This window comes from Nocardioides sp. WJ219 (genome assembly GCF_058559815.1).
The window spans coordinates 378,599-396,969 of sequence record NZ_JBZUJV010000002.1 but is presented as its reverse complement, the minus strand read 5'-3'; the positions used below and the strand labels follow the sequence as shown (position 1 = coordinate 396,969).

The following is an 18,371-nucleotide window of genomic DNA, read 5'->3' as shown; positions in this document are numbered from 1 at the left end:
CCCGACCCGGGGCCCGGTCACGCCTGGCCGGGGAGGCGGACGGCGACCACGAGACCGCCGCCGGGGTTGGGGTCGATGGACAGGTCGGCACCGATCAGCCGGGCGCGCTCGCGCATGATCTTCAGGCCGTGCGAGTCGCTGCGGGCCTGTTGCATCCCGCGGCCGTCGTCGGCCACCGTGATCAGCGCAGCCGGGGCGTGGACGTGGCAGTTGACCTCGATCGTCGAGCACTCGGCGTGCTTGATCGCGTTGTTCATCGCCTCCTGGGCGATCCGGAAGAGCTCCGCCTCCACCTCGGGACGCAGCCGGGTGGAGTGCTCGTCGAGGGTCACCTGGATGGGCACCCGGGACGACTCGCTGAGGTGGCGGGCCACGGTGCTGATCGCGGCGCCCAGGCTCGCCGCCTCGCCGATGCTGGTGCGCAGCGTCAGCACGGACTGGCGGACCTCCGCGACGATCTTGGTGATCCGGTCGCGGAGCAGCGTGAACGCCTTGGCCTGCTTCTCGTCGGTCGGGCGCGCGGCCAGGGCGTCGACGAGGTAGCCCAACGAGGCGATGTCCTGGGCGATCCCGTCGTGCATCTCGCGGGCCAACCGGGACCGGACGTCGGCCGAGGCGGCGTCGCGGAAGTCGGAGAAGAGCAGCGCGGTGTCGAGCTGGACCGACTTGGCCCGCAGCAGCCGTGACAGGTCGAGGATGGAGCGCTCGACCTCGGTCGTCTCGAGGTCGGCCGCCGTCGAGAGGAGCCCGGCCACCACGGCCGACTCACCGATCGGGAACGCGAAGGCGCCGTCGTGCACGATCGGCGCGGCGCGCGACCACGACTCGACGGCGAGCTCCTCGGCGGCGTCGAGGGCGCGCGGGTCGTCGACGGAGCGTGAGACCAGGGGGACCAGCGCCTCCCCGCGCGGCACGTAGACCGCCACGCCCACCGTGGGCAGCCGGTCGCCCACGTCACCCACCACCGAGCCGGCGAGGGAGGTCACGTCGAGGCCGGAGCTGAGGTCGTCGGAGAGGACGAGCAGCTCGCGGATCAGGCGCTGGGCGGCGAGGTACGGCGCCAGCTCGTCGACCTCGGAGTCGAGACCGGAGTGCACGAAGCTGCCGATCAGCCCGAGGCCCAGCCCGGCCATGCACCAGGTGAAGATCGCAAAGGTCTGATCGGTGCTCAGGTGCTGCTCGACGGCCAGGGCCATCACCACGACGGTCACCAGCTCGGCGCTGATGGCCAGCAGCGCGCCGAGCGTCCCGCGGATCACCCCGGCGACGAACGGCGGGAGGGCGAGCGCGAGCAGGATGGTCTCCGACTGGTCGATCGTGAGGCCGCACAGCGCACCGGTCAGCGCCGCCGCGGCCACGGGCGAGACGTTGCGCAACGCGGGCTGGCGCTCGGTCAGGCTGGCGACCAGCCAGGCTCCGGCGACCCCGACCATCGCGACCAGCGCGACGCGGTCACGGTCGTAGAGGACCGGGACGGCGATCGCGACCAAGGCGAAGAGTCGGGCACCGACGGTGATCCGGAGCGTGCGCTGCGGGATCGTCATGGCCGGCCCGGTGGTCAGAGGTTGTCCATGATCTGGAGGGCGGCAGGACCCATCACCGCGACGAACAGGCAGGGGAGGATGCAGAAGATCAGCGGCACGGTGATCTTGACCGGGACCTGCTGCGCCTTGGCCTCGGCACGCTGGCGCCGCTTGACCCGGATCTCCTTGGACTGGACCCGGAGCACGTTGCTGATCGGGATGCCGAAGCTGTCGGCCTGCACCATGGCGCCGACGAAGGACTTCAGGTCGGGCACGTTGGTGCGCTCGGCCATCCCGCGCAGGGCGGCGGACCGGGTCTGCCCGATCTGCATCTCGGCCAGCATCCGGGCGAACTCCTCCGACAGCGGTCCCTGGGTGTTGCGGGCGACCTGCTGGCAGGCGGCGTCGAAGCCCAGACCCGACTCGACCGAGATGGTGAGCAGGTCGATCGCGTCGGGCAGCTCCCGCTCCAGCTGCTCGGACCGGTTGTACGCCGCCTGGTAGAGGTAGAGGTCGGGCCCGAAGAACCCCAGCGTGAGGCCGCCGAGCGCCGCCAGCAGCACGATCGGCGCGCTGACGCCGAGGACCAGGCCGACCGCGAAGCCGACGGCGAACATCGCGATCGCCCCGAGCACCTTGACCGAGATCACGCGGTCGGCGCTCCAGTCGCGGGGGTTGCCGGCGTAGTCGAGCCTGCGGCGGAGCCGCTCGGCGCTGTCGGAGCCGCTGAGCCGTCGGCCCAGCGTGAGCAGCCGTGCCTGCAGGGGCTGCAGGACGCGCTCGGCGAAGGGGCGGTCGATCTCCCGGGCGAGCTCGGTGGGTGCCGAGGTCATCTGCTCGAGCACCGCCAGGGACCGGGTCACCCCGGCTCTCGGCCCACCGCCGAGGGCGAGGGCGGCCAGGCCGATGGCCACCAGCACCAGGACGACGCCCAGCACGAAGACGAGGACCACCTCAGACCTCCACCTTGACCAGCTTGCTCATCCAGAAGACGCCGACCCCGAGCCACAGGGTGGCAGCGGTGATCATGATGATGCCTCGGGGGTCGGTGAACAGCGGCTCGACGTAGTCGCCCTGCCCGACCAGCAGGTAGAGCAGGAACACCGGCGGCAGCGCGCCCAGGATGATGGCGGACAGCTTCCCCTCGGCGGCGAGGGCCGCGACCTGACGCCGCACGTACTCCCGCTCGCGCATGGTGTCGGCGACGGTGTTGAGCAGCTCGGCGAGGTTGCCGCCCACCTGGCGCTGGATCCGGATCGCCATCACGACCCAGCGGAAGTCACGGCTGTCGAAGCGGTCGGCGACGCTGTCGAGCGCGTCCTCGAGCGACACGCCGATCCGGGTCTCGACCAGGACGCGCGAGAACGCCGAGGCCACCGGGTCGGTGCCCTCGCGGGCGACCGTGTCGACCGACTGCATCAGTGACAGGCCGGCCGACAGCGAGCCCGACATCAGCTGCAGCGTCTCGGGGAGGCCGGCGTCGAACGCCTTGCGCCGCCGGCTCGCGCGCAGCCCCAGGTAGATCCAGGGGCCGACCACGCCCAGCACCATGAAGATCAGGCCGACGACGACGTCGCCGCGGCCGAGCAGCAGACCGACGACGGTGACCCCCACGAACACGGCGGCGTGGACGAGCAGCCACTCGGCCGACCTCAGCTCACTGCCCGCGGCCTCCAGCCGTCGGGCGACGCGGTCGTCGAAGTCCTGGTTGTGCTTCAGGACGCCGGCGAGGACGTCGCTGGCCTGCTGGGTCAGCGGGGTGTCGGGTACCTCCTTGGCCGCGGGGCTGCCGCTGAAGGTGGCGGCGGTGTAGGTGCTGACACGCTGCTCGGCGCTCATGGCCACCGGCCCGGCCGGCACGAGCAGCAGGAGGGCGAGCAGGAGCCCCACCCCGAAGACGGCCACGCCGGCGTAGATGAGCCACCCGGGCGCGCCGCCGCTCGCGTCGGGGGCGTCGGTGCCGGGGATGGCGCCGAGCGCGTCGTCCCCGGAGTCGGTGCTCTGGACCGCGGTGACCGTCGTCTCGGCCACGATGTCGCCGACCGACGACGGCAGGGTGACCGTGAGGGAGAGCTGACGCGCGGCGACGTCGGAGGGGACCTCGACGCTCACCGCCACCTGGCGCGCCAGCACCTCGGCCTCGGCGGAGAAGATGCCGGCCAGGGCGCCGCTGTCGGAGGGGATGACCTCCCCGGTCTCGCCGGCGATCGTGGTCAGGGCCGCGAGGGCCTCCCCGCCCTGCTCGAGCGCCACCACGTCGACGACGACCCCCTCGGAGGCGTCGATCGCGGCGGTGACGTCGGTCAGCGACGTGTCGCTGGTGTCGGCACCGTCCGACAGCACCAGCACCGATCGTTGTCCCTCGGTGCCGGCCAGGTCGACGGCCTCGACGACGCCGTCGTAGAGCAGCGTCTCCCGGCTCAGCTCGAGGTCGGCGACGACCTCGCGGGCCGCATCGCGGTCGGTGGTCGGCTCGAGCTCGACGGTGACGTCGGAGTCAAAGGTGAGGATGCCGACGGCGACGTCGTCGGGCACGGTCTGCAGGAACGTGGTGGCGGCGAGCTGGGCCGCCGCGAACCGGGCGCCGGCCATCGAGTTGCTCGTGTCGATCGCGAGCACCGTCGTGCGCTCCACGCGCGAGCTGTCGGTGATCCGGTCGGCCGTCGCCGGGCGGTCCTCGCCGTCGACGGCGGCGGTGACGCCCTCCAGGTCGACCTCGACGTCGGCCGGGACGTCGACCGAGACCTGCAGGCCCGGCCCGCCGCGCTCGACGTTGACGATCACACCGTCGACGGCCGACGCGCTGGTGGCCGTGCCGAGCACGACCATCGTCGCGACGGCGGCGAGGGCGAACCCGCGTCGGACGAGGGACGTCATCAGATCCGGTCCGCGGCGAAGAGGATCGGGTCCACGCGCACGTTGGCGCGCGCCATCTTCTCCAGGAACTTCGGTCGCAGGCCGGTCGAGCGCAGCCGACCCAGGTGGTGCCCGTCGGCGTCGAAGCCGGCGCTGCTGTCGAGGACGAAGACGTCCTGCAGGGCGATGCGGTCGCCCTCCATCCGCTCCACCTCGGTGAGGTGGGTGACGCGGCGCGACCCGTCCTTGAACCGCGTCTGGTGGACGACGAGGTCGACGGCCGAGGCGACCTGCTCGCGGATGGCGCGCATCGGCAGGTCCATGCCGGCCATCAGCACCATCGTCTCCATGCGGGCGAGCGTGTCGCGGGGGCTGTTGGAGTGCAGGGTGCAGATCGACCCGTCGTGGCCGGTGTTCATCGCCTGCAGCATGTCGAGCGCCGAGGCGTCGCGGACCTCGCCGACGATGATCCGGTCGGGGCGCATGCGGAGGCTGTTGCGGACCAGGTCGCGGATCGTGACCGCGCCCTTGCCCTCGATGTTGGCCGGGCGGGACTCGAGCCGGACGACGTGGTCCTGCTTGAGCTGCAGCTCGGCGGCGTCCTCGATCGTCACGATCCGCTCGTCGGAGGGGATGTAGGACGACAGCACGTTGAGGGTGGTCGTCTTCCCGGAGCCGGTGCCGCCGGAGACGATGATGTTGAGGCGGCCGCGGACGCAGGCCTCGAGGAAGTCGGCCGTCTGCGGGGTCAGCGACCCGAAGTTGATCAGGTCGTTGACGGTGAGCGGGTCGGCGGAGAACTTGCGGATCGTCAGCGAGGACCCGTCGATCGCCAGCGGCGGCACCACGGCGTTGACCCGGCTGCCGTCGGGCAGGCGCGCGTCGACCATCGGGCTGGACTCGTCGACCCGGCGGCCGATGCGGGACACGATCTTGTCGATGATCCGCCGCAGGTGGGCCTCGTCGGTGAACTGGGCGTCGGCCGGGACGAGCCGGCCCTGCTTCTCCAGGTAGATCCGGGCGTGGCTGTTGACCATCACCTCGGAGACCTCGGGGTCGCGCAGGTAGGGCTCGATGGGGCCGTAGCCGAGGATGTCGTCGCTGATCTCCTGGGTGACCCGCGCCCGGTCGCTGGTGCTCAGCGGCCGGTCCTGCGACCCCAGGACGTCGGAGAGCACGCCACGGACCCGCTGGTCGAGCTCGTTCTGGTCCATGTCGGCGTCGTAGAGGTGGGGCCCGAGCTGCTTGAGCAGCTCGACGTGGACGCTGCTCTTGAGCTCTTCCAGGCGGTCGCTCTGCCCCGCGGCGAAGGTACGACGGCCGCCCTCGGCCCGGGCCGGCCCCGACGTCCGCGACGACGGGGCCTTGGTCAGCAGGGCCGCCTGCGCCTGGGCCGACGCACTCGCCGCGGAGGCCGGTGGGGGCGACGTAGACGCCGGGGTTCCTGCGGGCTCCGCCGCGGTGGGGGTGCCGGGGAGCGGGCCGGTGAGCGGGTCGGTGAGCGGGTCCGGGACGGCGGCGCCGTTCGCCGGGGGAGACGAGGGCTCGGGGCCGCCGTCGGGGCCGCCGTCGGTGGCGCTGTCGGGGGAGTCGGGCCGGTCGGCCGCCCGCCGCGCGGCGGCGAGCCGCTCCGAGAGCGTGCTCACCGGCCGGCGCCCTTCCTGCGGCCGAAGAGCCCGCGCTGCCGGGTGTCCTGGCCGGACGCCGCGGCGACGCGCTCACCGTTGACCGGCAGCGGCGGCGGGACCGGTTGACCGGTGAGCACGGCGGCGAGCGAGCGGATCGCGCTGCTGGAGGCGTGCCGCGGGGCGTGGGCGACGATCGGGGTGCCGGCGTTGGTCGCCGCCGCCACGTCGACCGAGGTGGCGACCTTCGTGGTCACCGTCATGCCGAGGATGGCCTCGACCTTGTCGGCGCTGATGCCGACCGCGTCGTCGGCCCGGTTGAGCAACAGGTGGCGGTGCCCCGAGGCGATGTTCAGCATCTCCAGCGTCTCCAGGGCCACCTTGACGTTCTTGAGCGTCGGGACGTCGAGCGTCGCGATGATGATGCACTCGTCGGTCTCGTCGAGCGCGGTGAGCACCTGGTCGTCGAAGCTCGGCGCGGTGTCGACCACGACGTAGTCGAAGCCCTCCCGCAGGGTGCGCAGGACGCGCGAGATGAGGACCGGCGTCACCCGGTCGCGGACGTCGGGGTGCGGCGGCGCGGCCAGGACCATCAGGGAGTCCTGGTGCCGGGTCAGGAGTCCGTCGAGCATGGGCCCGTCGAGGGTGTCCTCCGAGCCGATGGCCTGCTCGATGGAGTGGGTGGGGAAGAGCTGCATCGTGATGGCGACGTCGCCGAACGCGAGGTCGAGGTCGACCAGGCACACCTTGCGGGCGCCGCCGTCGGTCAGGGCGAGGGCCAGGTTGACTGCCATCGTCGTCTTGCCGACGCCGCCCTTGGGCGAGAACACGGTGACGACCCGGCCGACCTGCTTGGCGCCGCCGGGGCCGCGCAGCGCCTCGAACAGCTCGTGCGCCTGCCGGACGGCGGCACCGATGGCCCCGGTGTCGTCGGCCTGGACGACGTCGCGGGCCCCCGCCTTCATGGCGCGGGCCAGCAGCGGGGTGTCGAGGGCCTGGACCACCAGCACCACGCTCACCGTCGGCCGCGAGGTCCGCAGGTCCTCGCAGATGCGCAGGGCCGTCTCGAGCGCGAGGCCGGGACCGAGCACGGCGACGTACTCGCCGGGGTGCTGGTCGACCCAGGCCATCATCCGGTCGGGGGTGTGGACGCCGTGGGAACCGGGCGGCATCGCCTGGAGGAGCGCGGCGACGGTGGGGGGGTCGGGTTCGACGAGGACGGGCATCGGGTCAGCCGTTCGTTTCCTCGTTCGCGCCGTCGCCGCCCGCGAGCTCGAGGCCGGCCGTGAAGCGGTCGAGCTTGGCGGCGCAGACCTGGGTCGGGCGCAGCCGCGACTCGTCGTTGCGCAGCACGAAACGCAGGCTGGTCTCCTCGCCGTCCTCGTTGCGCGCGTCGCTGAGGCCGATCAGCGCGGCGGCCTGCTTGGCGTCGACGGCCACCGTCATCAGCGTGGTCTCCACGATCTCGCCCTGGGCGTTGGCGGACTCGCCCTCCGACGTCGGCGGGGGGTTGCTGACCGAGGTGGATCCGACGCCGAGCACGAGCAGGTCGTCCTCGACCAGGCACGCCGGCGCGGCGTAGACGACCCCGGTCTGCTTGCCGAGCTCCTGTTCCTCGGGGCTGAGCAGGCTCTCGTCGAACGGCTGCGTGATGTACACCGCGACGTGGGAGCCGGGCTGGGCGAACGAGCCGACCTTCTGCTCCTCGGTCAGCTCGAACGTGACCGCGCCCTTGCCGTCGGGGATCGGCAGCGTGGGGCGGCCCTCGATGTCGGCGATGGTGCCGAACTTGGAGGTGAGGAGCTGCTCGCCGGGGTAGATGGTGGTCAGGGCCACGGTGTCGGTGAAGTCCTCGCCGGCGTTGGTGGAGTCCTCGAGGACCTGGTCCTCGGGGATCTCCTCGGACAGCAGCTTGCCGGAGGCGGCGGCGTCGGCCGCCGACTCGCCGGGCAGGATCAGCTGGGTGGCGACCAGCCGCCGCTCGCTGCGCACGTCGTCCGCCCGGTCGGCGGCGCCCTCGGCGTAGACGAAGACCAGGGCGGCCCCCAGCGCGGCCACCAGGACGGCCACCACCAGCAGGATCTTGCGTCGGTCCACAGCCGGGGCCTCCTTCGTGCCGCGGGCGCCACTGATCCCTCGGTCGGTCAAGTCTCAGGCTCACCATAGGCCCCGTGCGGCTCGTGGGTAGCGAATGGCGACAACTCGCGAGCCCGGTGCCCCGTTCCGTGCCGCTGACCACCGGCGACGACGGGTGACTACAGGTAGAGCGCGGCGATCTCGTCCTTGTGCTGGCGCAGCACGACGTTGCGGCGGAGCTTCAGGCTCGGGGTGAGCTGCCCGTCCTCCTCGGTCCAGTCGGTCGTCAGCACCCGGAACTTGCGGATCGACTCGGCCTTGGACACGGCGGTGTTGGCCTCGTCGACCGCGTCCTGGATCGCGGCGAGGAGGTCGGGGTCGGTGGCGAGCTCGGAGATCAGGTCGCCCCGGCCACCGCGCCCGCTCCTGGTCGTCTTGCCGTGCGCCTCGGCCCACAGCGGCAGGGCGTCGGCGTCGAGGGTGACCAGGGCCGCGATGAACGGCTGCCGGTCGCCGACCACGAGGGCCTGGCTGACCAGCGCGTGCGCCCGGAGACGGTCCTCCAGCACGGCCGGGGCGACGTTCTTGCCGCCGGCGGTCACCAGGATCTCCTTCTTGCGTCCGGTGACCCGGACGAAGCCCTCGTCGTCGACCTCGCCGACGTCGCCGCTGTGGAACCAGCCGTCGGCGAGCGCCTCGGCGGTGGCGTCCTCGTCGTGCCAGTAGCCGCCGAAGACCTGGCGGCCGCGGAACAGCAGCTCGCCGTCGTCGGCGACGCGGACCGCCGTGCCGGGCAGCGGGCGACCGACGGTGCCGACCCGGTGGGCGTCCGGCAGGTTGACCGTGAGCGCCGCCGTGGTCTCGGTGAGGCCGTAGCCCTCGAGGACGACGACGCCGACCCCGCGGAAGAAGTGCCCGAGGCGCTCGCCGAGTGGCGCGCCTCCCGAGACGGCGTACGTGCAGGACCCGCCGAGGGCCTCGCGCAGCTGGCCGTAGACGAGCCGGTCGAACACCGCGTGCCGGGTGCGGACGGCGAGCGAGGCGCGGCCCTTGGGGCCGTCGAGGCCGCGCGACCACGCGATGGCGGTGTCGGCGGCCCGGTCGAAGATCCGGCCGCGCCCGTCGGCGGTGGCCCGCTGCGAGGCGGTGTTGAAGACCTTCTCGAACACGCGCGGCACCGCCAGCACGAACGTGGGGGAGAACTCCTGCAGCGCGGGCACCAGGTGGCGCATGTCGGAGGTGTGGCCGAGCCGCACCCGCGCCTTGATCGCGCCGATCTGGATGATCCGCGCGAACACGTGGGCCAGCGGGAGGAACAGCACGGTCGAGGGCTGCCGGCCGTCCTCGCCGGCGGCGAACAGGGCGTCGAGCTCGTGGACCGCGACGCCGAGCTCGGCCATGAAGTTGCCGTGGGTGAGCATGCAGCCCTTGGGGCGGCCGGTGGTGCCGGAGGTGTAGATCAGGGTGGCCAGGTCGCCCGGGCCGACCGCCGTACGACGCTGCTCGAGCAGGTCGTCGGCGACGTCGGCCCCCAGCCGGCCGAGCACGTCGACGGCGTTGTCGTCGATGACCCACACGTGGTGGAGGTCGTCGAGCCCCGAGCGCACGGTGGAGATCCGGGCGAGGTGGTCGCGGGTCTCGGCGACGACGGCGGTGGCGCCGGAGTCGCGCAGGATCCACTCGACCTGCTCGGTCGAGGAGCTCTCGTAGACCGGCACGGTGACGGCGCCCGCGAACCAGATCGCGTAGTCGAGCAGCGTCCACTCCCACCGGGTCCGCGACACCAGGGCGACGCGGTCGCCGGGCTCGATCCCGGCCGCCACCAGCCCCCTGGCCGCCGCGCGGACCTCGGCCAGGAACGCCGCGGCCGTGACGTCGTCCCACCCGCCGGCGTCCGACGTACGGCGCGACAGCACGACTGTGTCGGGTGCCTCGGCGGCGTTGCGGACGACGTCGTCGGTGAGGTTGCCGGTGGTGGGCAGGTCGACCGTCAGCGGTGTCGAGTACTCACGCACCCGTGGAACGCTACCGCCGTCCCCTCGACCGGTCCGCGCGCAGCCCTCGGCGGACGCGGGACCCGGCGGCCGCCGCAGCCCGTCGGCGAGCCCATCTAGTAGCCTCCAGCGAGCCCCGGTCCCACGCGAGAGAGGTCACCATGCCCGAGCAGACCACCTCGTCGATCGTGGTCGACGCGGCCCCCGCCGCGGTGATGGACGTCATCGCCGACTTCGCCGCCTACCCGGTCTGGGCCAAGGGCGTGAAGGTGGCCGAGGTGCGCTCCTCCTTCGGCAAGGAGCAGGAGGGCCGGGCCCGCGAGGTGTTCTTCGCCCTCGACGTCTCGCCGGTCAAGGACGAGTACACGCTGGCCTACCAGTGGGACGGCGACCGCCAGGTCACCTGGACCCTCGCCGAGGGCAAGATGCTCAAGGCCCTCGACGGCGCATACGTGCTCCAGGACCTGGGCGCCAGCCGCACCGAGGTCACCTACCGGCTGGCCCTCGACGTCTCGATCCCGATGATCGGGATGATCAAGCGCAAGGGCGAGAAGATCCTCATCGACACCGCGCTGAAGGGCCTCAAGCAGCGCGTCGAGTCGTTGTCCTGACCGCCCACCCCACCTCCGAGCCCTGCCGTCCCGTGCGCATCGTCCTGTTCACCGGCAAGGGGGGCGTCGGCAAGTCCACCGTGGCCGCCGGTACGGCGTCGCTCGCCGCGGCCGCCGGCCACCGCACCCTCGTGCTGTCGACCGACGCGGCGCACTCCCTCGGCGACGCCTTCGGGATGACGGTCGGGTCCGAGCCGACCGAGGTCGCGCCGCGGCTGTTCGTGCAGCAGGTCGACGCCCAGCTGCGGTTCGAGCAGTCGTGGGCGGAGGTCCAGGGCTACCTGCTCTCGGTGCTCGACGTCGCCGGGGTCGACCCCGTCGCGGCCGAGGAGCTCACCGTCATCCCGGGCGCCGAGGAGGTGCTGGCACTGCTCGAGCTGCGGCTGCACGCGCTGTCGGGGGAGTGGGACGTGATCGTCGTCGACTGCGCCCCGACCGCCGAGACCCTGCGGCTGCTCGCCCTCCCCGAGGCGCTGGGCTGGTACATGCAGCGCGTCTTCCCGACCCAGCAGCGAGTGGTCAAGGCGCTGCGGCCGGTGCTGTCGCGCGCAGCCGGTGTCCCGATGCCCGGCGGCAGCGTCTTCGAGGCCGTCGAGCGGCTGCACGCCGAGCTCGGCGAGGTGCACGCCCTGCTGTCGGGTCCCGACGCCAGCGTGCGGATCGTGCTGACGCCCGAGCAGGTCGTCCTCGCCGAGGCCCGCCGCAGCTACACGAGCCTGTCGCTCTTCGGCTACCGCGTCGACGGCGTCGTGGCCAACCGGATCTTCCCCGCCGACGACGCCGACGCCTGGCGCGCCCGTTGGGTGGTGGCCCAGGACGCCGTGCTCACCGAGGTGCAGGAGTCCTTCGCCGGCCTGCCGGTGTGGCGCTCGGAGTACCGCGCCGTCGAGCCGGTCGGCGTCGACGCCCTGGCCGCCCTCGCCGGCGACCTGTACGCCGGCAGCGACCCGCTCGCGGCACCGACCGGCCCCGGGCCGTTCCGGGTCGTCCGCACCACCGCGGGTGCCGAGCTGCACCTCGCGCTGCCCCACGCGCGCCGGGCCGAGGTCGACCTCGCGCGGCACCACGACGAGCTGGTGATCACGGTGGGGTCCTACCGTCGGCTGCTGACGCTGCCCACCGGGTTCCTCAGGTTGGCCGTGGCGGGCGCCGCGGTGCGCGACGGGTGGCTGCGGGTGCGGTTCCACGACCCGGCCGATGAGGCCGCCCCGGCGACCGCAGGACAGGAGCGATGAGATGACCGAGCCCCACGACCCGCACGAGCCCGCACCCGACGACGCACCCGGCGGCGGTCCGGCTGACGGCGCCGCCGGCGACGTCGGCGGGGTCGGCGGGGTCGGCAGCGTCGGCGAGGAGGCCGCCAAGCTGCTGGGCGCCCTGTCGGAGTGGGCGCGCGACACCGGCGACGAGACCGGGGCGGGACCGGGCGCCGGGATGGGCGCCGGGCTCGGTGCCGGGCTCGGTGCCGGCCTGTCCGGGCTCGCCGGCCACGCCGCGGACGCACTGCACGGCAGCGAGGAGCGTCTCGCCACCGGGACGCCCGAGTGCACCTGGTGCCCGGTCTGCCGTACCGTCCACGCCGTCCGCTCGGCCAACCCCGAGGTCAAGGCCCACCTGGCCAGCGCGGCGTCGTCCTTGCTCCAGGCCGTCGCAGCGGTGCTGGCCACGGTGCCGCCCCCGGGCAGCGGTGGCGGACGGCCGGACGCCGCGTCCACCCACGTACAGAAGATCGACCTCGAAGGGGACGACGATGACTGAGGCCTCCGCCGGAGGACTGACCTGCGGGATCGACGTCGGCGGCACGAAGATCGCCGGCGCGGTCGTCGACGTCGACGGGACCGTCGTCGACGAGCACCGCGTCGTGTCGCCGGCCGCCGACGCCGACGCCGTCGAGGACGCGATCGCGCAGCTGGTGACCGACCTCGCCGCGCGGCACGAGCTCACCGCCGTCGGCATCGGCGCCGCGGGCTACGTCGACGCCGACCGGGCACGGGTGATGTTCGCGCCCAACATCGCCTGGCGCGACGAGGACCTCCGCACCGAGATCCAGGCCCGCGTCGACCTGCCGGTCGTGGTCGAGAACGACGCCAACGCTGCCGCGTGGGGCGAGTTCGCCTTCGGCGCCGCCATGGACGCCGACGACATGCTCATGGTCACCGTCGGCACCGGCGTCGGTGGCGGCATCGTCAGCGACGGCGCCCTGTTCCGCGGCGCGTTCGGGGCGGCCGCCGAGATCGGGCACCTCCGGGTCGTGCCGGGCGGGCGCCAGTGCGGCTGCGGCAACCTCGGGTGCCTCGAGCAGTACGGCAGCGGCTCGGCCCTGGTCCGCGAGACCCGTGCCCTGGCGCACACGCCGGAGGCCGCCGCGCTCCTCGAGCGCGCCGGCGGCGATGCCGCCGCCATCGACGGTCCGATGATCACCCGCGCCGCGGCGGAGGGCGACGCGTTCGCGGCGGCCCGGGTCGCCGAGCTCGGCACCTGGCTCGGCGAGGCGATCGCCTCGCTGACCGCGGTGCTCGACCCGGCGGTCGTCGTCATCGGCGGCGGCGTCAGCGAGGCTGGCGACCTGCTCCTCGACCCGGTGCGCGCGGCGTTCCTGCAGCAGCTGACCGGCCGCGGCCACCGGCCCGTGCTCGAGATCCGCACGGCCTCCCTCGGCAACCGGGCGGGCGTGATCGGCGCGGCCGACCTGGCCCGCCGCTGAGATGGTCCTGTACGTCGGCGTCGACGTCGGCGGGACCAAGGTGCTGGCCGGCGAGGTCACCCGCGCCGGCACCGTCGTCCGCACTGCCCGCCGCACCACGCCCGGTCGCCGGGTCAGCGTGGGGCTCGTCGAGGACGCCCTGACCGAGGCGGTCCTCGAGGTCGCCGCCGGACGCCGGATCGCGGGCGTCGGGCTGGCCGCGGCGGGCTTCGTCGACGCGACCGGCGAGCGGGTGATGTTCGCCCCGCACCTGCCGTGGGTCGGCGACCAGGTCCGCGACCGGCTCAGCCGGCGCTGGGAGGCGCCGGTGGCCCTCGACAACGACGCCAACTGCGCGGCCGTCGCCGAGACGGTCTACGGCGCCGCCCGCGGGGCGACGTCGGCCCTGGTGCTCACCCTCGGGACCGGCATCGGCGGGGCCTACGTGCTCGGCGGGGAGGTGGTCCGCGGGGCGCAGGGCATGGCGGGGGAGTTCGGGCACATGCGGCTGGTGCCCGACGGCCGCACCTGCGAGTGCGGCATGCAGGGGTGCTGGGAGCAGTACTGCTCGGGCAACGCGCTGGTCCGGCTCGCGCGGTCGCGGATGGGCGTCGAGCCGACCATGCTCACCGACATGTGCGCGGGCCGGCCCGAGCTGCTGACCGGGCCGATGGTCACCAGCGCAGCCGACGCGGGCGACCTGGTGGCGCGCCAGGCCTATGCCTCGGTGGGCGACTGGCTCGGCATCGGGGTCGGGGCGCTGACCTCGGCGCTCGACCCGGAGCTCGTGGTGGTCGGCGGCGGTGTCTCCGCGGCGGGCGACCGGCTGCTCGACCCGGCGCGCGCGGCCCTGGAGCGGACCGTGGTCGGGTCGGCGCACCGCCGGCACCCGCGCCTGGTCGCCGCGCGGCTCGGCCCGGAGGCCGGGATCGTCGGGGCCGCGCTGCTGGCCCGGGCGGCCCGGTGGTCGGGATCGGCCCGCGCCGCCCTGACCGCGCGCGGCGTCGTACCCCCGCGGGCGGGGGCGGTGGCCGGCGACTACCGGGCAGGCGTCAGAGCACCGCGCCGTCGTCGTCAGGGTCGCGGGGCTCGCGGGTCATCGTGAAGACCAGGTAGACGAAGCCGCCCACGAAGGCCAGCACGAGCGCGTAGGCGACCAGCTCGGGCAGGCCGATGCCGAGGACCAGGCAGACCAGGAGCACCGCCGGCGAGCCGAACACGCCCGCCCAGGCGGCCATCCGGTCGGGCGTCGTCGTCGGCAGCGGCGGCGGGGGCGGCGGCACGAACCGGTCGGACTCCCAGTCGGCGTCGGGGTAGGCGTCGTCCCAGCTCGGCTGGGGGCGGACGGTCCACACGTCGGGCTCGGGGTCGGACTCGGGGGCCTGGACGGTCGGCGCGGTCGGCGCGGGCGGCGCGGTGGGCTCGTCGTCGGGGTCGAGCTGGGCCCGGTCGCCGTAGTTGTCGACGATCGCACGCCAGGTGTCGTCGTCGTCCGTGGCCACGGGACCGAGCGTAATCCGGGGTGGGTCAGGCACCGAACCCGGACGCGGTCACCCGGGCCACGAAACCGGCGCTCTGCTCGAAGATCACCGGGGCGTCGTGGTCGAGCGTGGCGACGTGGAAGCTGTCGTGGAGCGTGACGTCGGTGACGTCGGTCGAGGAGATCCCGCCGAGGAGGATCGGCGCGGTGCTGGGGTCGACGACGTGGTCCTCGGCCGAGCGGAACAGCAGCACCGGGCACGTGACCCGTCCGAGGTCGGCGACCAGCGTCGGCCACGCCTGCATGAAGGAGTGGATCGCCTTGAGCGGGGTGCGGGGGTAGGCGCCCTCCTCGACCCCGGGCTTCTTGATGTCGTTGGCGATCGCCGGGAACGACGGCACGAGGTGCTTGAGCACCGGCAGCAGCCTGACGTCGCGCCGCGTGGAGGAGAGCGCGGGGTTGACCATCACCAGGCCGGCGACCCGGTCGGGGTGGTCCTCGGCGAGGCGCAGCGCCAGCGAGCCACCCATGGACAGCCCGCCCACGACGACCGCGTCGTGCTCGAGGCAGAGCCCGTCGAAGGTGCGGGCGACCTCGCCGTACCAGTCGTCCCAGCGGCGGGTGTTGAGGTCCTTCCAGTCGGTGCCGTGCCCCGGCAGCCGCGGCACCGCCACGCCGTACCCCCGCGCGCCGAGCGCCTCGCCCCACGGCCGGATCGACACCGGCGAGCCGGTGAACCCGTGGGTCAGCAGCACCCCCACCCGCCGCCCGCCGGTCAGCCCGGGCCGGGCCTCGATGCTGAGGGGCTCGCGGGCGTCGTCGGTCGTCATGGCGCCGATCATGGCGTACGGCGGCGGCGTCGTAAGACGATGGTGGGTAACGGTGGTCGAGCCGGGCGAGCGCCAGCGAGCCCGAGTCGAGACCCCGGAAAGGTATGCACCCTGCGGGGGTCTCGACTCGCGGTGACTTCGTCCCCGCGGCTCGACCACCGTCGGTGGGCCACGGTGGCCGGGTCGGGCCTCGTGCGGTGAGATCGAGCATCGATACTCAGGAGCGAGCGCCCGCAGGCACTACGCTGCACAGCGTCGGTGCGGTCGTGCGGTGGAAGGTGTCACGTTGTTCTACTGGTTCCTCAAGCTGATCGCGCTCGGGCCGCTGCTGAAGCTGGTGTTCCGTCCGCAGACCGACGGGGTCGAGCACGTGCCCGAGGAGGGGCCGGCGATCCTCGCCTGCAACCACCTCTCCTACGCCGACTGGCTGTTCATGCCGCTCACGCTGCCGCGCCGGGTCACGTTCGTGGCCAAGGCGGAGTACTTCACCACCCCCGGCATCAAGGGCTGGTTGCAGAAGCAGTTCTTCTCCGGCGCCGGGCAGGTGCCGATCGACCGGTCGAGCGGTGACGCTGCCTCCGGCGCGCTGCTGTCGGCGAAGAAGGTGCTCGGCGAGGGCCACCTGTTCGGCATCTACCCCGAGGGCACCCGCTCCCACGACGGCCGCCTCTACCGCGGCAAGACCGGGGTGGCCCGGCTCGCCCTCGAGACCGGCGTGCCCGTCGTGCCCTGCGCGGTCATCGGCACCGACATCGTGGCGCCGCCGGGCAAGACGTTCGGGTCGCTGACCCGACCGGTGGTGCGCTTCGGCCGGCCGCTGGACTTCTCCCGCTACGAGGGCATGGAGAACGACCGCTACATCCTGCGCTCCATCACCGACGAGATCATGTACGAGATCATGCGGCTCTCCGGGCAGGAGTACGTCGACAAGTACGCCAACCAGGCCAAGGAGGAGTCCAAGCGCCTGGAGGCGGAGGCGGAGGCCAAGGCGAAGGCCGAGTCGGCGAGCGAGCAGAAGAAGGCGTCCTGAGCCGCTACGGCGCGAGCGGGGTCCGCGCGGCGGTCGCCGTCGAGGACCGGTTGTTCCGGGCCCTGGCGGTGCTGCGGCTGGTGGTCCTGGTCAACGCCGTCGCCCTCGCGCTCTACCGCGGGGTCGACAACTTCGACCACCCCACCGCGGGCTACCTGATGCTCGCCGCGATGGTCGCCTGGACCGCGTTCGTCACCTGGGCCTACGCCGACTCCGGACGCCGCGGCGTCGCCCTGCTGGTCGCCGACCTGGCGCTGGTGCTGGCGCTGCTGGCCCTGACGCCGGTCGTCAAGGGCGAGTGGTTCGACGCCACGGTCCCGGGGTTCTGGGTGATGGGCGCGCTCCTCGCGTGGGCCATCCGGTTCCGCGCGCCGGGCGGCTTCGTGGCCGCCCTCCTCATCGGCGGCCTCGACCTGTTCCTGCGCGAGCCGGTCACCCAGACCAACTACGGCAACTTCTTCCTGCTGATGATCGGTGGGCCCATCGTCGGGTTCATGTGCGGCTCGCTCCAGCAGATGGCCGCCGAGCGCGACGAAGCCCAGCGTGCGGCGTCGGCCGCTGCCGAGCGGGTCCGGCTGGGCCGGGTCGTCCACGACGGCGTCCTTCAGGTGCTGGCGCTCGTGCAGCGCCGCGGCGCCGAGCTGGGCGGCGACGGCGCGGAGCTGGCCCGCCTGGCCGGCCAGCAGGAGTCACGGCTGCGCACGCTGATCCGGTCCCAGGACGCCATCCGCGACGACGCCGCCAGCGGCAGCGCCGACCTGGCCGACGCGCTCGCCCGGCTGCGCGAGCGCCCGGGCGTCGACGTGGCCGTCCCCGGCGGCACGGTCGACCTGCCGGCCGCGACCGCGTCGGAGGTCGTCGCCGTCGTCGAGGCGTGCCTCGACAACGTCACCCGCCACGTCGGCGAGGGCGCCCCCGCCTGGGTGCTGCTCGAGGCGTTCGCCGACCGGGTCGAGGTCTCGGTGCGCGACGACGGTCCCGGCATCCCCGCGGGCCGCCTCGAGGAGGCCACGGCGCAGGGCCGGCTCGGCGTCGCGGAGTCGATCCGGGGCCGGGTCGCCGACCTCGGCGGCACCGCCACGCTGTCCACGGGCGGGCTGGGCACGGAGTGGGAGATCGTGGTGCCACGATGACCATCCACTCCGGGCACCCGTTCCCCACCGACGACGACCCCGTACGCCGCCTCCGCGGGCGGCTCGGCGGCGCCGTCACGCTCTGGACCGCAGGTGAGGGCGACGGCCCGCGCGGGTGGGCCGGGCTGACGGTGAGCTCGGTGCTGCTGGCGCACGGCGAGCCCGGCCGGCTGCTGGCGCTCGTCGACCCCGACTCCGACCTCGCCGAGGTCGTCGAGACCACCGGCCGCGCCGTGGTCCACCTGCTGTCGTGGCGCCACCGCGACCTCGCCGACGCCTTCGCCGGCGTCACCCCCGCGCCCGGCGGTCCGTTCCGGCTCGGCGACTTCGTGGCCACGCCGGACGGCCCGCGGCTGACCGACGCCACGTCCTACGCCGCGGTGGAGGTCGAGTCGGCCGTCGAGGTCGGCTGGTCGCTGCTGCTGACCGGACGCGTCACCGACCTCGGGGTCGGCGACGACGACGACCCGCTGATCCACCGCCGCGGCCGCTACCTGCGGCTAGGGTCGCCCGGTGACTGACGCGGAGCA

The 18,371-nt window shown here is 73.6% G+C and carries 17 protein-coding genes; 8 read left to right on the top strand and 9 right to left on the bottom strand.

The features are described 5' to 3' along the window. Nucleotides 1-17: 17 nt before the first annotated feature. The 7 genes from AC4MBH_RS05935 to AC4MBH_RS05905 form a co-directional block, all read right to left on the bottom strand. On the bottom strand, nucleotides 18-1,544 hold the full coding sequence (locus AC4MBH_RS05935; RefSeq protein WP_491793436.1) for a sensor histidine kinase: 1,527 nt from the start codon (nucleotides 1,542-1,544) through the stop codon (nucleotides 18-20). A gap of 14 nt (nucleotides 1,545-1,558) precedes the next feature. Beyond that, nucleotides 1,559-2,476 carry a type II secretion system F family protein gene (locus AC4MBH_RS05930; RefSeq protein ID WP_491793434.1) on the bottom strand — a complete coding sequence of 306 codons (918 nt, stop codon included), beginning with the start codon at nucleotides 2,474-2,476 and terminating at the stop codon, nucleotides 1,559-1,561. 1 nt (nucleotide 2,477) lies between these two features. After that, nucleotides 2,478-4,400 (bottom strand): type II secretion system F family protein, encoded by a 1,923-nt coding sequence (locus tag AC4MBH_RS05925; RefSeq protein WP_491793432.1) that lies wholly within the window; start codon nucleotides 4,398-4,400, stop codon nucleotides 2,478-2,480. Beyond that, a complete protein-coding gene (locus tag AC4MBH_RS05920) occupies nucleotides 4,400-6,025 on the bottom strand; it encodes a TadA family conjugal transfer-associated ATPase (protein ID WP_491793430.1) in 1,626 nt (541 codons plus the stop codon). The genes AC4MBH_RS05925 and AC4MBH_RS05920 overlap by 1 nt, the downstream gene beginning before the upstream one ends. After that, the gene (locus tag AC4MBH_RS05915) at nucleotides 6,022-7,230 is read right to left on the bottom strand and encodes a CpaE/TadZ family protein (RefSeq protein WP_491793428.1); all 1,209 of its coding nucleotides are present in this window, start codon (nucleotides 7,228-7,230) and stop codon (nucleotides 6,022-6,024) included. The genes AC4MBH_RS05920 and AC4MBH_RS05915 overlap by 4 nt, the downstream gene beginning before the upstream one ends. Before the next feature lie 4 nt (nucleotides 7,231-7,234). Continuing rightward, nucleotides 7,235-8,101 (bottom strand): RcpC/CpaB family pilus assembly protein, encoded by an 867-nt coding sequence (locus tag AC4MBH_RS05910; protein ID WP_491793426.1) that lies wholly within the window; start codon nucleotides 8,099-8,101, stop codon nucleotides 7,235-7,237. 158 nt (nucleotides 8,102-8,259) lie between these two features. Beyond that, a complete protein-coding gene (locus AC4MBH_RS05905; RefSeq protein ID WP_491793424.1) occupies nucleotides 8,260-10,095 on the bottom strand; it encodes an AMP-dependent synthetase/ligase in 1,836 nt (611 codons plus the stop codon). Nucleotides 10,096-10,235: 140 nt separating this feature from the next. On the opposite strand from AC4MBH_RS05905, the gene AC4MBH_RS05900 reads away from it, so the two are divergent. From AC4MBH_RS05900 to AC4MBH_RS05880, 5 genes are read left to right on the top strand one after another with little or no spacing between them, the layout of a single operon-like run. Continuing rightward, nucleotides 10,236-10,685 (top strand): SRPBCC family protein, encoded by a 450-nt coding sequence (locus AC4MBH_RS05900; RefSeq protein ID WP_491793422.1) that lies wholly within the window; start codon nucleotides 10,236-10,238, stop codon nucleotides 10,683-10,685. A 32-nt stretch (nucleotides 10,686-10,717) separates the two neighbouring features. Further along, nucleotides 10,718-11,920 (top strand): ArsA family ATPase, encoded by a 1,203-nt coding sequence (locus AC4MBH_RS05895; RefSeq protein WP_491793420.1) that lies wholly within the window; start codon nucleotides 10,718-10,720, stop codon nucleotides 11,918-11,920. A 1-nt stretch (nucleotide 11,921) separates the two neighbouring features. After that, nucleotides 11,922-12,443 (top strand): hypothetical protein, encoded by a 522-nt coding sequence (locus AC4MBH_RS05890; RefSeq protein ID WP_491793418.1) that lies wholly within the window; start codon nucleotides 11,922-11,924, stop codon nucleotides 12,441-12,443. Then, entirely contained in the window at nucleotides 12,436-13,389 is a 954-nt protein-coding gene (locus AC4MBH_RS05885; RefSeq protein ID WP_491793416.1) for an ROK family glucokinase, read from the top strand. Before AC4MBH_RS05890 ends, AC4MBH_RS05885 begins: the two co-directional genes overlap by 8 nt. Before the next feature lies 1 nt (nucleotide 13,390). Further along, a complete protein-coding gene (locus tag AC4MBH_RS05880) occupies nucleotides 13,391-14,473 on the top strand; it encodes an ROK family protein (protein ID WP_491793414.1) in 1,083 nt (360 codons plus the stop codon). On the opposite strand, the gene AC4MBH_RS05875 is transcribed toward AC4MBH_RS05880, so the two are convergent. Further along, the gene (locus tag AC4MBH_RS05875; RefSeq protein WP_491793413.1) at nucleotides 14,421-14,870 is read right to left on the bottom strand and encodes a hypothetical protein; all 450 of its coding nucleotides are present in this window, start codon (nucleotides 14,868-14,870) and stop codon (nucleotides 14,421-14,423) included. The two genes, AC4MBH_RS05880 and AC4MBH_RS05875, sit on opposite strands and share 53 nt — an antisense overlap. 25 nt (nucleotides 14,871-14,895) lie before the next feature. Then, the gene (locus AC4MBH_RS05870) at nucleotides 14,896-15,678 is read right to left on the bottom strand and encodes an alpha/beta hydrolase (RefSeq protein WP_491793412.1); all 783 of its coding nucleotides are present in this window, start codon (nucleotides 15,676-15,678) and stop codon (nucleotides 14,896-14,898) included. A 271-nt stretch (nucleotides 15,679-15,949) separates the two neighbouring features. On the opposite strand from AC4MBH_RS05870, the gene AC4MBH_RS05865 reads away from it, so the two are divergent. Genes AC4MBH_RS05865 through AC4MBH_RS05855 form a run of 3 tightly spaced genes read left to right on the top strand, consistent with a single transcriptional unit; the run spans nucleotide 15,950 to nucleotide 18,362 of the window. Further along, nucleotides 15,950-16,708 carry a lysophospholipid acyltransferase family protein gene (locus AC4MBH_RS05865; RefSeq protein ID WP_491793411.1) on the top strand — a complete coding sequence of 253 codons (759 nt, stop codon included), beginning with the start codon at nucleotides 15,950-15,952 and terminating at the stop codon, nucleotides 16,706-16,708. Nucleotides 16,709-16,758: 50 nt separating this feature from the next. Beyond that, nucleotides 16,759-17,841: a MacS family sensor histidine kinase gene (gene macS, locus AC4MBH_RS05860; protein ID WP_491793410.1), complete on the top strand. Its 1,083-nt coding sequence runs from the start codon at nucleotides 16,759-16,761 to the stop codon at nucleotides 17,839-17,841. Continuing rightward, nucleotides 17,838-18,362: a flavin reductase family protein gene (locus AC4MBH_RS05855; RefSeq protein ID WP_491793409.1), complete on the top strand. Its 525-nt coding sequence runs from the start codon at nucleotides 17,838-17,840 to the stop codon at nucleotides 18,360-18,362. The genes macS and AC4MBH_RS05855 overlap by 4 nt, the downstream gene beginning before the upstream one ends. The last annotated feature ends 9 nt before the right edge of the window (nucleotides 18,363-18,371 follow it).

Coding starts and splice junctions, on each gene's coding strand:
- AC4MBH_RS05885 (WP_491793416.1), top strand. CDS start 12,436: ATGACTGAGGCCTCCGCCGGAGGACTGACCTGCGGGATCGACGTCGGC.
- AC4MBH_RS05890 (WP_491793418.1), top strand. CDS start 11,922: ATGACCGAGCCCCACGACCCGCACGAGCCCGCACCCGACGACGCACCC.
- AC4MBH_RS05900 (WP_491793422.1), top strand. CDS start 10,236: ATGCCCGAGCAGACCACCTCGTCGATCGTGGTCGACGCGGCCCCCGCC.
- AC4MBH_RS05935 (WP_491793436.1), bottom strand. CDS start 1,544: ATGACGATCCCGCAGCGCACGCTCCGGATCACCGTCGGTGCCCGACTC.
- AC4MBH_RS05870 (WP_491793412.1), bottom strand. CDS start 15,678: ATGACGACCGACGACGCCCGCGAGCCCCTCAGCATCGAGGCCCGGCCC.
- AC4MBH_RS05925 (WP_491793432.1), bottom strand. CDS start 4,400: ATGACGTCCCTCGTCCGACGCGGGTTCGCCCTCGCCGCCGTCGCGACG.
- AC4MBH_RS05855 (WP_491793409.1), top strand. CDS start 17,838: ATGACCATCCACTCCGGGCACCCGTTCCCCACCGACGACGACCCCGTA.
- AC4MBH_RS05880 (WP_491793414.1), top strand. CDS start 13,391: ATGGTCCTGTACGTCGGCGTCGACGTCGGCGGGACCAAGGTGCTGGCC.
- AC4MBH_RS05915 (WP_491793428.1), bottom strand. CDS start 7,230: ATGCCCGTCCTCGTCGAACCCGACCCCCCCACCGTCGCCGCGCTCCTC.